This is a genomic window from Pseudarthrobacter sp. NKDBFgelt (assembly GCF_046097905.1).
In the GTDB taxonomy this organism is placed as follows: domain Bacteria; phylum Actinomycetota; class Actinomycetes; order Actinomycetales; family Micrococcaceae; genus Arthrobacter; species Arthrobacter polychromogenes.
The window spans coordinates 1-12,026 of sequence record NZ_JBJURL010000036.1 but is presented as its reverse complement, the minus strand read 5'-3'; the positions used below and the strand labels follow the sequence as shown (position 1 = coordinate 12,026).

13 protein-coding genes are annotated in these 12,026 nt (G+C 65.6%); 8 read left to right on the top strand and 5 right to left on the bottom strand.

Annotated elements, in window-relative coordinates; translation table 11 throughout:
* Nucleotides 1–207 precede the first annotated feature (207 nt).
* Complete coding sequence (locus ACKAE7_RS11265) at nucleotides 208–633, top strand: phage holin family protein (protein WP_190612986.1); 426 nt, start codon at nucleotides 208–210, stop codon at nucleotides 631–633.
* A 9-nt stretch (nucleotides 634–642) separates the two neighbouring features.
* On the opposite strand, the gene ACKAE7_RS11260 is transcribed toward ACKAE7_RS11265, so the two are convergent.
* A complete protein-coding gene (locus tag ACKAE7_RS11260) occupies nucleotides 643–2,013 on the bottom strand; it encodes a hypothetical protein (RefSeq protein ID WP_408979225.1) in 1,371 nt (456 codons plus the stop codon).
* Complete coding sequence (locus tag ACKAE7_RS11255; protein WP_408979224.1) at nucleotides 2,014–2,316, bottom strand: hypothetical protein; 303 nt, start codon at nucleotides 2,314–2,316, stop codon at nucleotides 2,014–2,016.
* Nucleotides 2,317–2,555: 239 nt separating this feature from the next.
* Here ACKAE7_RS11255 and purB point away from each other — a divergent pair, with 239 nt between their 5' ends.
* Entirely contained in the window at nucleotides 2,556–3,998 is a 1,443-nt protein-coding gene (purB, locus tag ACKAE7_RS11250) for an adenylosuccinate lyase (protein WP_408979223.1), read from the top strand.
* Between the two features lie 122 nt (nucleotides 3,999–4,120).
* On the top strand, nucleotides 4,121–4,798 hold the full coding sequence (locus ACKAE7_RS11245) for a histidine phosphatase family protein (protein ID WP_408979222.1): 678 nt from the start codon (nucleotides 4,121–4,123) through the stop codon (nucleotides 4,796–4,798).
* On the opposite strand, the gene ACKAE7_RS11240 is transcribed toward ACKAE7_RS11245, so the two are convergent.
* The 3 genes from ACKAE7_RS11240 to ACKAE7_RS11230 all read right to left on the bottom strand — a co-directional run bounded on the left by ACKAE7_RS11240 (nucleotide 4,795) and on the right by ACKAE7_RS11230 (nucleotide 6,631).
* Nucleotides 4,795–5,721: a serine/threonine-protein kinase gene (locus tag ACKAE7_RS11240; RefSeq protein ID WP_408979221.1), complete on the bottom strand. Its 927-nt coding sequence runs from the start codon at nucleotides 5,719–5,721 to the stop codon at nucleotides 4,795–4,797. The genes ACKAE7_RS11245 and ACKAE7_RS11240 overlap by 4 nt on opposite strands.
* Nucleotides 5,718–5,924 (bottom strand): hypothetical protein, encoded by a 207-nt coding sequence (locus tag ACKAE7_RS11235; protein WP_188810822.1) that lies wholly within the window; start codon nucleotides 5,922–5,924, stop codon nucleotides 5,718–5,720. Before ACKAE7_RS11235 ends, ACKAE7_RS11240 begins: the two co-directional genes overlap by 4 nt.
* 194 nt (nucleotides 5,925–6,118) lie before the next feature.
* A complete protein-coding gene (locus tag ACKAE7_RS11230; RefSeq protein WP_408979220.1) occupies nucleotides 6,119–6,631 on the bottom strand; it encodes a MarR family winged helix-turn-helix transcriptional regulator in 513 nt (170 codons plus the stop codon).
* Nucleotides 6,632–6,785: 154 nt separating this feature from the next.
* Here ACKAE7_RS11230 and ACKAE7_RS11225 point away from each other — a divergent pair, with 154 nt between their 5' ends.
* From ACKAE7_RS11225 to ACKAE7_RS11205, 5 genes are all read left to right on the top strand, one after another.
* On the top strand, nucleotides 6,786–7,289 hold the full coding sequence (locus ACKAE7_RS11225; protein WP_190612992.1) for a GNAT family N-acetyltransferase: 504 nt from the start codon (nucleotides 6,786–6,788) through the stop codon (nucleotides 7,287–7,289).
* Nucleotides 7,290–7,362: 73 nt separating this feature from the next.
* On the top strand, nucleotides 7,363–7,803 hold the full coding sequence (locus tag ACKAE7_RS11220; RefSeq protein ID WP_408979219.1) for an acyl-CoA thioesterase: 441 nt from the start codon (nucleotides 7,363–7,365) through the stop codon (nucleotides 7,801–7,803).
* A gap of 176 nt (nucleotides 7,804–7,979) precedes the next feature.
* Nucleotides 7,980–9,053 (top strand): extracellular solute-binding protein, encoded by a 1,074-nt coding sequence (locus ACKAE7_RS11215; RefSeq protein ID WP_408979218.1) that lies wholly within the window; start codon nucleotides 7,980–7,982, stop codon nucleotides 9,051–9,053.
* 57 nt (nucleotides 9,054–9,110) lie between these two features.
* Entirely contained in the window at nucleotides 9,111–10,178 is a 1,068-nt protein-coding gene (locus ACKAE7_RS11210) for an ABC transporter ATP-binding protein (protein WP_190612994.1), read from the top strand.
* Entirely contained in the window at nucleotides 10,175–11,995 is a 1,821-nt protein-coding gene (locus ACKAE7_RS11205) for an ABC transporter permease (protein ID WP_408979217.1), read from the top strand. Before ACKAE7_RS11210 ends, ACKAE7_RS11205 begins: the two co-directional genes overlap by 4 nt.
* Nucleotides 11,996–12,026 lie beyond the last annotated feature (31 nt).

Genomic DNA, 12,026 nt, shown 5'->3' with positions numbered 1-12,026 from the left:
AGCGATTTCTCTACTATGAGAAACCGCTTTCCGAATGTCAAGGTTTCCGTCGAAGGTTGACAAGATTCATTGCGCCGGTGTCATACCGGTAAGCAAACGTGTGACACCCGCCGAAGGAGGCGGGTGCCGCCGGGCCGACTCCGGCCGACTGCCCAGGCGAACCGTCTCCTGCACCTGGCTCACAGGGAGGTGTGAAAGCATGGGCGCATGCTCTCTTTCATTGGCCGGGTCCTCATCAACGGGTTGGCGCTGTGGATTGCAAGCTGGGTCCTTCCCGGGCTGGAAATCTCCACAGCGGCAACAACAGACGCGGTAGCCCAGACGGGTGTCTCGCAGGGAACGGATGTGGCCGGCACGGCTTTGGCGTATGTGTTCATCGGCCTGATCTTTGGTTTGGTGAATGCGTTCATCCGCCCGCTGGTGAGCTTCCTGTCCCTTCCGATCACCATCCTCACGCTTGGCCTCTTCACCATCGTCATCAGCGCCGCCATGCTGTACCTGACCTCCTGGATCAGCAGTTTCACACCGGTGCACTTCACCATCGATTCGTTCTTCTGGACGGCCGTGTTCGCTGCCATCATCATCACCCTGATCTCGCTGGTGGCAGGCCGGATCACCGGAGTCCGCCGCTAGAAGGCCTGCCTACCGCCCGCCATGCCCGCGTGCCCGCCGGCGGAGGTCCGCGGCGTGGAGATGTGATGCAGGCGCCGGTGTCCGTGCCAGGGAAAACCGCATGGCCGTTGCTGTGCCCCCGGCGCCCAGGACAGCGCCCAGCGCCGCAGTGGACTGCACCAGTGAAGGGTCGTCGCTTGCTGAGACCAGCCGGGCGCCGTCCTGGTACGTAGTGAGGGTGTGGCCGGTACCGAGGCCGCCCTCCCCCTCCGCTGCCCTCGGGGCATGGCCCATGGACACGGTGACACGGTCCTTTGTGTCCGGATTGGGTGCACCGTCGGAGCCGGGCACCCAGTCTGCGCGATGCTCGAGGTGAAGAGACTGCACCCCCGGCGCGGCGTTGATCCCTGCGACGGGGGAACCCGCCGTCAGGACGTACCGCAGGTCATATTGCCGGAGAAACCTGGGATCTGCAGCCAGGTTCATGGCGTGAATCCCACCTTGGCTGTATCCCACGGCAACCACCGGGTCTCCCTGCCCGGCACCTGCGGCATTCAAAGCCTGCAGGGCCGCCATGTTCATTTCGTCAGAGTCGTAGAGCATCGCTTCACCCACCCCTACCTCGTCCAGGGGGTTGTTGCCGCCGGCGCTCAGTAGTTCCGGCTGCGTGCCCGGAATCACCACCACATAGGCACTTTTTCCTCCCCCGTGGACCTGGATGACCTCGATGAATCCCGGGCCGCGGGCATCGATGAGCCGGATGCGCTCCAGCAGGCCGGCCGGGGAGGAATCGAGATCAATGGAAACCGTCTCTTGGCGGTCCAGAACGAGGGGACGGTTGAACGCGCCCGCGTCCTCCAGCACCTCCCACGGCCAGGGTTCCCTTTCAATGCGCTTCTTCACTCCCGGGGCGTCGAGTCCGAGGGACGCGACGAGTGTTTCCATCGTCCTCTCGTCAGCGGCGCCTGTGATTGACACATTCACAAGGGCATTGCCAAGGTCTCCAATGCTCATCATCCCCAAGGACCGCTCCATGGCTGCCCTCGCCTCCGCCACTTCGTACTCCTGCCGGCACGCCCGGACCTGACTGCTGATGCGCTGGAGTTCGGTCCGCACGGCCTGGAGGCTCCGCTCTGACTCGCCCACCGCGCTCAGGGCCATGGTCCCGGTCCACCGGGGCTGGTCCTGGAACGGAATAAGCTCTTCCCAGATGCGGCGGACCTCGGCCTCCACCCCGGCAAGCCGTCCCGCCAGGGCATCCACTTTTTCCGCACCCGCGGCCAGCTCCTCCAGCTGGAAGCTGATGCCGCCCACCCCGCCCCGGATTGTGAGGGGGCCGTCCTGTTCCGGGCCGGTGACCCGGACAGGGCCGCCGGTGCCGGACGGCGTGGCCTCGGCCACCTAGAACCTGCCGCCGTAGGAGCAGCCGGCAACCAGGGTCTCCCGGCTGTGCCGTTCCACGGCTGCCTTTGCTTCCATCAATGATTCGAGGGCGCGCCGCAGGGCCGACGCCTGCAGAGCCACGGTGTCCCGGTAGGCCCGCCCTGCCGGCGACTCCCACTGCAGGAGCTGGATGTCCCTGAATACCGCAAGCACTTCCTCTCCCCGAACCACGCAGGCCGCCACACGGGCAGCCAGCTGGTCCACCTGGGAAACCCGGCGCAAGTCGGCCTGCAGGTCCGGCCCTGCCAGCTCACTGCTCACCCTTCCGCCCCACGGACGCCCCGCACCGCCGCCACATGTCCCGTTCCCATCCCGCAACTGCCCCTTCCATGCCGCTCCACTTCCGTAGCACCCCGCCAGGACACACCGCCCGGCCCTCTTTCCTACCCCGACGCTACGAAAGGACTGTCCCGGGCTGTAGGGCCGCCGTCGGCTATGTGGACAAGTAACGTGCAGGCCGCCGCTTAAGGGGCCGCCGGAGTTCGTGAAAGAATCAGCACATGCCTGAAACTGCCGCCACAGCTGACACCCGTACGCCCTCAGGACGCCTGGCCCTTGCCGCGTCCCCGGAAAAGATTGCGCTCGGCCCGCTGGACGGCCGCTACCAGTCAGCCGTCGCGCCCCTGGTGGACTACCTCTCCGAGGCGGCCCTCAACCGTGACCGTGTGGCTGTGGAAGTTGAATGGCTGATCCACCTCACCAGCAACAACGTCCTTCCGGGTGCCGGGCCGCTGACCTCTGCACAGCAGGACCAGCTGCGGGCCATCGTGACCGAATTCGACGCAGGCTCGGTGGCCGAACTCGCGGATATCGAAGCCGTCACGGTCCACGACGTCAAGGCCGTGGAGTACTACATCGGCCGCCGCCTGCCCGTCATCGGCATCGAAAACCTGACCGCCATGGTCCACTTCGGCTGCACCTCCGAGGACATCAACAACCTTTCGTACGCGCTCGGCGTCAAAGGCGCTGTGGAGGACGTGTGGCTCCCCGCGGCCCGCGGCCTCGTAGCCCAGATCAGCAAGATGGCGGAGGACAACCGCGCGGTCCCCATGCTGTCCCGCACCCACGGCCAGCCCGCCACGCCCACCACGCTGGGCAAGGAACTTGCCGTCATCGCGCACCGGCTCACCCGCCAGCTGGACCGGATCGCAAAGACCGAATACCTGGGTAAGATCAACGGCGCCACCGGCACCTACGCCGCCCACGTCGCTTCCGTGCCCGGCGCCGACTGGCAGCAGGTGTCCAAGTCCTTCGTGGAGGGACTGGGCCTGACCTGGAACCCGCTCACCACCCAGATCGAGAGCCACGACTGGCAGGCAGAACTGTATGCCGACGTCGCCCGCTTCAACCGGATCCTGCACAACGTCTGCACGGATATCTGGAGCTACATCTCGATCGGCTACTTCGCCCAGATCCCGGTTGCGGGCGCCACCGGTTCCTCCACCATGCCGCACAAGGTGAACCCGATCCGCTTCGAGAACGCGGAGGCCAACCTCGAAATCTCGTGCGGGCTGCTGGACGTCCTGGGTTCCACGCTGGTGACGTCCCGCTGGCAGCGGGACCTCACCGACTCCTCCAGCCAGCGCAACATCGGCGTGGCATTCGGCCACTCACTGCTGGCAATCTCGAACGTTGCCAAGGGCCTGGACCGCCTGGATGTGGCTGAGGATGTGCTGGCCGGAGACCTGGACACCAACTGGGAAGTCCTGGGTGAAGCCATCCAGATGGTCATGCGCGCAGAAGCGATTGCCGGCGTCGAAGGCATGGAAAACCCCTACGAGCGCCTCAAGGACCTTACCCGCGGCCAGCGGGTGGACGCCGGCCGCATGCAGGAATTCGTGCAGAGCCTCGGCCTGTCACCTGAAGCCGAGGCCCGGCTGCTGGCGCTGACGCCCGGCAAGTACACCGGCATCGCGGACCAGCTGGTGGACCACCTGAAGTAGCTCCCGCTCCCGTTCCGCGGACGGTACGGCAGTAAAGTACGACGGCGGCGCCGGGCTCCCAAGGGGCCCGGCGCCTTCTGGTGCGGGTCATTCAACCGTGCCGGGAGTGCGAAACTGGAAGCATGAAGTTGCTGCTCATCCGCCACGGACAAACCCCCGGTAACGTGCTCGGCCAGCTGGACACTGAGCACCCGGGGCCCGGCCTTACAGAACTGGGTGAACGCCAGGCCGAGGCAATGGCCCGCTCGCTGGCGAACGAACCCATCGGCGCCCTGTATGCGTCCACACTGATCAGGACGCAGATCACCGCCGCACCGTTGGGCCGGGTGCACAGCCTGGAGGTCGAGGTGCTGGACGGCCTGCACGAGATTGAAGCCGGGTCCCTGGAGAAACTGACGGACGAGGAGTCCCACAAGCGCTACATGGGAACGGTCTTCGCCTGGGCGGCAGGGGACCTGGACCGGAGGATGCCGGCTGGCCCTGACGGCCATACCTTCTTTGAACGCTTTGACGCCGCCATCCGCCGGGTGGTTGAACAGGCGTTCGACCACCGGCATGAGGCGGCGGCCGTCGTGAGCCACGGCGCAGCCATCCGGACCTGGGCGGGGCGCCGGGCGGAGGATGCGGACCATGAGTTCGCGGCACGGCATGTGCTGGCCAATACCGGGATCGTGGCGCTGGAGGGCGACCCGGACCGCGGCTGGAAACTGCTCCACTGGGACGGCAGCCCGGTTGGCGGACTCTCCCTGGCTGATCCAACTGCGGAGGACCCCACCGGGCAGGACACCGCCGGGGCTTAGGTCAGCTGCCGGATCCGGCGGGCGGGAAAAACCGCCATTCTGCGGCAGGGGCTGCTGGCTTCGTCCCCGGGTACGGGCATGAGCCGCGCGGCCATGCCTGAGGCCTCCGCCGCCGTCGGCCGTTCCGCACTGTCCATGGCCGTCAGGGACCGGAGGAAGGAAGACCACCCTGGACCCAGGGAGTCCGGCACCTGGGGGTTGCGAAGGGTCCTGGCCACGAGCGACTCGATGGCCGTCCCGGGAAACGCCTTGGCTCCGGTGAGGAGTTCCAGGAGGACCAAACCCATCGCATAGACGTCCCAGGAAGGACGGACGGGACCTCCCGAGGCCTGTTCCGGGCTCATGTAGTGCACGGTTCCTGAGGAGACACCTGGTTCCGCAGGTGAGCCGGCGGCCGCGACGATACCGAAATCCACGATGCGCACCGGGCTCCGCCGCAGGCCGCTCAGCATCAGGTTGGCGGGTTTGATATCCCGGTGGACCAGCCCTTCTCCGTGGAGGTGGGCCAGGGCCTCGAAGAGCCCCCGCGCCCAGCGGGCTATGGCGTCGGGATGGTGCCGGCTGCTACGGGCGGCCTCCGAGAGGCTCGGGCCCAGGGCCAGCTCCTCCACCAGGAACGGCCGCCCGGCCAGCGGCGTTCCGCTGGGGACTACGCCCAGTCCGATATACCTGACAATCGAGGGGTGGCTGAGGGCAGCCAGGACGGCGGCCTCACTGCTGATCCGCTCGAAATGCTTCACGGAATCGTCTACCGCCACTTTGACGGCCACATCCGGTCCGCCGTCAAGGTCGGCGGCCCGGAAAACCTGGGCCAGTGTGCCGCGGCCCAGGAGGTCCTTGAGCTGGTAGCGGCCGGCCACCACGGCACCGCCGGGGGTGAGCGCACCAGGCGGCTGCCTGTGCGCCGGGGACGGGATGCTCACGCTGAGAGGGCAGCGGAGTGCGGCGCATCCTGCACAGCGGCACCGGCCCGGGATGCGCGGGCGTAGGGGGACCGGATCCACGCGTCCAACTGGAAGCCGCACCCGCAGCGCCACACGGGCGGAAGCTGGACGGGACCGCCGCCCTCAGGTTCAAACGAGTAGCCGACGGCGGCCGGCCCCACGGCGGGGGTGACGAGGTCCATGGCCGTTCCGCAATGGAGGGCAGCGCCGCTGCCAGTGCCGTCCGACGGACACGGTGCGCTGGAGTCAGGGTTGGATGCAGGGGAATCCAGGGGCAAAAGCTCAGTAAAGGTAACCAACACGCTCACGACTCCGGCTGTAAATGTTCGGGATTATTCGTAAGCATACATATTGCTAGTCCATCTAGCTAGTCAGGCTAGTTACTTTTTTCCTCATGGTGCGGTTTCTGCAGCGCTTCGGTCATCCGGCTCAGGAACTCCACCACCACCCTCGCCTCGTCTACCGAGAGGCCCTCGGCTACCGCCATCATTTCGCGGTGCATGTTGCCAAGGGTCAGGCGCACCTCCCTGTCGGACTCAACGGTGGGAACCACAATGACGGAGCGCCTGTCGGTGGGGTGGGCCTCGCGGCGGACATGCCCGCTGGCCACGAGCCGGTCAATAAGGGATGTGGTGGAAGCGCTGGTGATGCCGAGGAACTGGCTGATGTCCTTGGGTACCACCGACTTTCCGGAGGCCTGGACGCGCAGCAGGTAGCGGAGGGCCAGGATATCCGTCTCCCCCATGCCCATGGAGTCCCGGGTGGAGCGGCGCACCGCCGTTTCAGCGGTCCGGTAGTCCCGCAGGGACTTCAACACCGCGGCGCTGTAATCCAACTGACCGTCGGGCCCGTACCAATAACCGGACCCCTCATTACCCGTAGAACGCATGCAATCATATTAGACCAGCTAATAACTAGGCAGCCAAGTAAGTTGCGGCAGGCGAGTCCTGATGCGTTCTCCGGGAACTAACCGGCAGGAAACACCGGCGTAACCGCCTCCTCGTAGCCTAGGTTTGCATAACCCTTCGGCGAAGCGAGGCAGAATGCAGACCAACCCGCGGTTGAACATCAGGCAGGTGCCCTGGTCCAACCCCGTAGGCGCCGACCTGCGGCGCGCGCAGCAGGCCGAACTCGACGCCCGCTTTGGCACCCCTGACCACGAACCCGGCCCGCCGCCGTCGAGCGCGGACTGTGCCGTCTTCCTGGTGGCTTATGACAAAGGCTCGGGCCAGCCCGTAGGCTGCGGCGGCTTGCGGATGATCGACGCCACCACTGCAGAGATCAAGCGCCTGTACGTCCTCCCCTACACCCGCGGCTCAGGCGTGGCCAGCTCGATTCTGGCGGCCCTCGAGGCGGAAGCTTTCAAACTTGGATACACGCGCATCAAGGCCGAAGCGGGATCTGCCCAGCCGGACGGCCGGAACTTCTACGAAAACTCCGGATTTGAGGGTGTGCCCAACTTTGGCCCCTACATTGGGGTGGCGCACTCGTACTGCTACGCCAAGAGCATCAATGCGCGCAGCGCCGCGCAGACCGCCATGGCCTAGGCAGGCGTCCCGGCTTCCGGCGCGGGCTTCGTCACAGTGGGTGCGGCCGCAGTGCCTCGGCTAACCTCGGCCTATGGAGACAGCAGACATCACATTCCGTACCCGCAAGTGGGTCCGGCCCGAGGACCTGAACGCAAACGGGACGCTGTTCGGCGGCAGCCTGCTGAAGTGGATCGATGAGGAAGCGGCCATCTACGCGATCCTCCAGCTGGGCAACGGGCGCGCCGTCACCAAGTACATCTCGGAGATCAACTTCGTCAGCTCAGCAGTGCAGGGCGACCTGATCGAAATGGGGCTGACTGCCACGCGCTTCGGCCGGACATCCCTGACCATGCGCGCCGAGGTCCGCAACATGATCACCCGCCAGAGCATCCTCACCATCGAGGAAATCGTCTTCGTGAACCTCAGCCCATCAGGCAGGCCGGAGCCTCACGGCTACACGGAAATCACCTACGACCGGGACAGGATCCCCACCCACCACCTGACGGAGACGCTCAGCGGAGACGCACAGTAGCGGCTGACGCTTCACCGCCTGTTTACCCGCACGCCCCCGGCCGTTCCTTTGACTGGACCAGAGTAACCAGCCGGGCTGTTTATCGAATCGATAGCCATAACAGCCGTGAATTCCGCCTGCCCGGCGTTAGGCTTGCCGGACATGCTCCGATTCCAGTCCAGAAATGAGTCCAGATCGTGCGTACTTTGAAGACTTTGGTTGCCGCCGCCGTCGCCGTCACCCTTCTTGCCGGATGCGGCGGAAGTGAAGCATCGCCGGGAGCATCCGGTGATGCCTCAGCCCCGGCAGGCGGTTCCGGGGACACCCTGGTGGTTTACACCAACTCCAACGGTGAGGGCCGCGGGGAATGGTGGACCGCCAAGGCCGCCGAGGCCGGCTTCAAGATCGAGATCGTCGGCGCGGGCGGTGCGGACGCCACCAACAAGCTGATCGCGGAAAAGAACAACCCCATCGCCGACGTCGCTTTCGGGCTCAACAACATGTACTTCTCGCAGATCCAGGCCGAGGACGCCCTGGAGGCCTACGAACCGTCGTGGGCGGGCGAGGTGGACAAAGAACTGGGCGACGGCGAAACGTACTGGCCGCTGGTCAAGCAGGCCATCCTCCTCGGCTACAACTCGGACAAGATCCCCGCGGACAACGCCCCGCAGGACTGGACCGACCTGTGGACCAAGGACGACTTCAAAGACCGCTACGAGCGGGTAACCGGCCTGGGCACCGCCACGGCACAGCTGGTCTTCGCCGGAATCCTCAGCCGCTACCAGGACGACTCCGGCGACCTTGGCGTCTCGGACGAAGGCTGGAAGCAGGTGGAGCAGTACTTCCAGAACGGCAGCCCCGCCGTTGCGAAGACCGACCTCTTTGCCCGGATCGCGGCCGGTGAAGTGGACATGGGCCAGATGCCGTCCTCGATCATCGCCGAACGCGAAAAGTCCTTCAACGTCAACGTGGAAACAGTGGTCCCGTCCGTTGGCGTCCCGCTGGCCGTGGAACAGATCGCGCTGGTGAAGGGCACGGAAAAGAAGGAACAGGCCCAGAAGTTCATCGACTGGTTCGGCAGCGCCGAAGTCCAGGGCGAGTTTGCCCAACAGTTCAACGCGATGCCGGTGAACAAGGAGGCCGAAGCCCAGGCCAATCCCGAGGTAGTGGACTTCTTCGCGGACCTCAAGCAGCAGGACATCGACTGGGACTTCGTGCAGGAGAACATGGGCGCCTGGGTGGAGAAGATCGAGCTGGAGTACATGACCTAACCCGGCACAGTGCCGGCCCCGTCCACCCAGCTGCTTGCTTCATCAGACAGGTTTGCCATGATCCGCTTGGACAACATCGAAGTTTCCTTTGGTGATTTCACCGCCATCCCGGGCCTTGACCTGCACGTGCTTCCGGGGGAGTTCTTCACCCTCCTGGGGCCGTCCGGCTGCGGGAAAACGACGGCGCTGCGCACGCTGGCGGGCTTCATCCAGCCTTCCAACGGCACAGTGCACGTTGACGGCAAGGACGTCACCCGGCTTCCCAGCGACAAAAGGCAGGTGGGCATGGTGTTCCAGAACTATGCCCTCTTCCCCAGCATGAGCGTGTGGGAAAACATCGCCTTCGGGCTGCGGGTCCGGAAGGAGAAACCCGCGGACAGCGACCGCCTGGTCCGGGACATTGCCCGGCGGGTGGAACTCAGCGATGAGCAGCTGTCCAAGAACGTCGCCGAGCTGTCCGGCGGGCAGCAGCAGCGCGTGGCGGTGGCGCGGGCCCTGGTGCTGCGGCCCAAAATCCTGCTGCTGGATGAGCCGCTGTCCAACCTGGATGCCAAGCTGCGCCACCAGCTCCGCCAGCAGCTCAAGGACCTGCAGAGCGAATTCGGGATCACCACGGTGTACGTCACCCATGACCAGGACGAGGCCCTGGCCATGAGCGACCGTGTAGCCGTGTTCAACAAGGGCGTGGTGGAGCAGGTGGGGACCCCGCAGGAGATCTACGACCATTCGGCCACCGAATTCGTCTGCAACTTCATCGGGGACAGCTCGGCCCTGACGCCGGAGTTCGTGGCGGAGCTGAACCGGCTCTCAGGGGCGGGGCTCAGCCCGGACGCCAATTCCTACCTGCGGGTGGAAAAGGCGTCCCTGAGCCCCGCGCCTGAAGGGGGAGCCGCCGTCGGACTTCCCGGCACGGTGGTGTCCCGCACCTACCACGGCCTGCACAGCCGGTACGTGGTGCGCAGCCACGGCGCCGACATCCGCCTCCTGGTGAAGGAAGAAGGCGGCGCCCACCACGACCCCGGCACGGAAACCACCGTCTACCTCCAGCCTGCCCACGTTCTGCAATACCACCCGGACACAGGCGCCGCCCTTCGGCAGCGGGACCCGGCAGCAGTCCTGCCATGAGCAGCACGGCGGTTCGCGCCATGGTCCGCTCCCCCTTCGTACTGATCGTGGGGGCCGTCCTGACCTGGTTCATCGCGGCATTCCTGGTCTGGCCCAACATCAACGTCCTGATCGCCACCTTCTTCCCGGACGGCAGCTTCTCCGGGCGGGCCGCGGAAAAGCTCTTCTCGTCCCAACGCGCCATGAAGGCGCTGGGCAACAGTTTCCTGCTGGCGGTGGCCCTGTCCATCACGGTGAACCTGGTGGGTGTGTTCATTGTCCTGGTGACGCACTACTTCCGGATCCGCGGTTCCAGGATCCTGTTCCTGGGCTACGCGTCCACCTTCATCTACGGCGGCATCGTCCTGGCTGCCGGGTACAAGTTCATCTACGGGGACAAGGGAATTGTCACGTCCCTGCTGGTCAAGGTGTTTCCCGGCATGGACCCCGCGTGGTTCTCGGGTTTCTTCGCCGTCCTGGTGGTGATGACGTTCGCCACCACCACCAACCACATGCTGTTCGTGGCCAACGCCCTGAAAGGCGTTGACTACCAGACCATTGAAGCGGCCCGGAACCTGGGGGCGTCCACCTGGACCATCCTGCGGCGGATCGTGCTGCCGATGCTCAAGCCGACCCTGTTCGCCGTCACCATCCTGTCTTTCCTGACCGGGCTCGGCGCCCTGAGCGCTCCGCAGGTGCTCGGAGGACGAGACTTCCAGACCATCACCCCGATGATCCTGACGTTCACCAACAGCCCCACCTCGCGGGACCTGGCGGCGCTGCTGGCCGTGATCCTGGGTTTGGCCACCATACTGATGCTCGCCGTGATGTCCCGGCTGGAAAAGGGCGGCACGTATTTTTCGGTGTCCAAAGTTTCCTCGGCGCTGCAGAAGCAGGACATCACCAACCCTGTGGCCAACGTGGTGGTCCACGCGGTGGCCTATCTGCTGTTTGCGGTGTACACGCTGCCGGTGGTGCTGATTGTGCTGTACTCCTTTGCCGACGGCGCCGCGATCCAGACGGGCGAGCTGGTGTTCGGCAGCCTCACGCTGGAGAACTACCAGCGGGTCCTGACCCAGCCGTCCGGGCTGCGGCCGTTCATCGTGAGCGTGGTGTACAGCGCCCTGGCGGCGTTGATCGCCGTGGGCGGGCTGCTGTTTGTGGCCCGGCTGCTGCAGAAGTACAAGAACTGGGTGGCCTCAGTCTTCGAATACCTGCTCCACATTCCGTGGATTCTGCCGTCCGCGCTCCTGGCCCTGGGCCTCATCATCAGCTACGACCACCCCAATCCCCTGGTGGGCGGGGCAGTCCTCACCGGGACCACCGTGATCCTGCTGATCGCGTTCGTCACGGTGAAGATCCCGTTCACGCTGCGCATGCTCAAGGCGTCCTTCGCCTCGGTCAACTCCTCCTTGGAGGAGGCTGCGGCCATCATGGGCGCCAAGACCTTGTACGTCTTCCGGCGGATCCTCCTGCCGCTGGTGCTCCCGGCGGCCGCCGCCATCACGGCGCTGAACTTCAACAGCCTGCTGGACGACTACGACACCGCGATCTTCCTGGCCCACCCCCTGGTCCAGCCGCTGGGCCTGGTCATCAAGGCCAATACCGACGGCGCGGAGGGCGTTGACGGAGTCGCCAACACGTTCGTCTACACGGTGCTGCTGATGGTCATCACCGGTGTGACCATGTATCTCGTCTATGGCCGCTCCAGCAGGGAGCGGTCCCGGAAGAAGAAGCTGCCGGCCGTCCCGCCGGCCTCCCAGGTTCCCGGTCCGGGGCTTCCGGGAACGCCGGTGGCCGGGGAGGACGCCGCGCAGCCTGCAGCTCCCGTGCGCTGATCAGCCAGCGGAACCGCTGACGACGGCGGCG

Coding starts and splice junctions, on each gene's coding strand:
- ACKAE7_RS11230 (WP_408979220.1), bottom strand. CDS start 6,631: ATGCGTTCTACGGGTAATGAGGGGTCCGGTTATTGGTACGGGCCCGAC.
- ACKAE7_RS11205 (WP_408979217.1), top strand. CDS start 10,175: ATGAGCAGCACGGCGGTTCGCGCCATGGTCCGCTCCCCCTTCGTACTG.
- ACKAE7_RS11220 (WP_408979219.1), top strand. CDS start 7,363: ATGGAGACAGCAGACATCACATTCCGTACCCGCAAGTGGGTCCGGCCC.
- ACKAE7_RS11265 (WP_190612986.1), top strand. CDS start 208: ATGCTCTCTTTCATTGGCCGGGTCCTCATCAACGGGTTGGCGCTGTGG.
- ACKAE7_RS11225 (WP_190612992.1), top strand. CDS start 6,786: ATGCAGACCAACCCGCGGTTGAACATCAGGCAGGTGCCCTGGTCCAAC.
- purB (WP_408979223.1), top strand. CDS start 2,556: ATGCCTGAAACTGCCGCCACAGCTGACACCCGTACGCCCTCAGGACGC.
- ACKAE7_RS11235 (WP_188810822.1), bottom strand. CDS start 5,924: ATGGACCTCGTCACCCCCGCCGTGGGGCCGGCCGCCGTCGGCTACTCG.
- ACKAE7_RS11245 (WP_408979222.1), top strand. CDS start 4,121: ATGAAGTTGCTGCTCATCCGCCACGGACAAACCCCCGGTAACGTGCTC.
- ACKAE7_RS11210 (WP_190612994.1), top strand. CDS start 9,111: ATGATCCGCTTGGACAACATCGAAGTTTCCTTTGGTGATTTCACCGCC.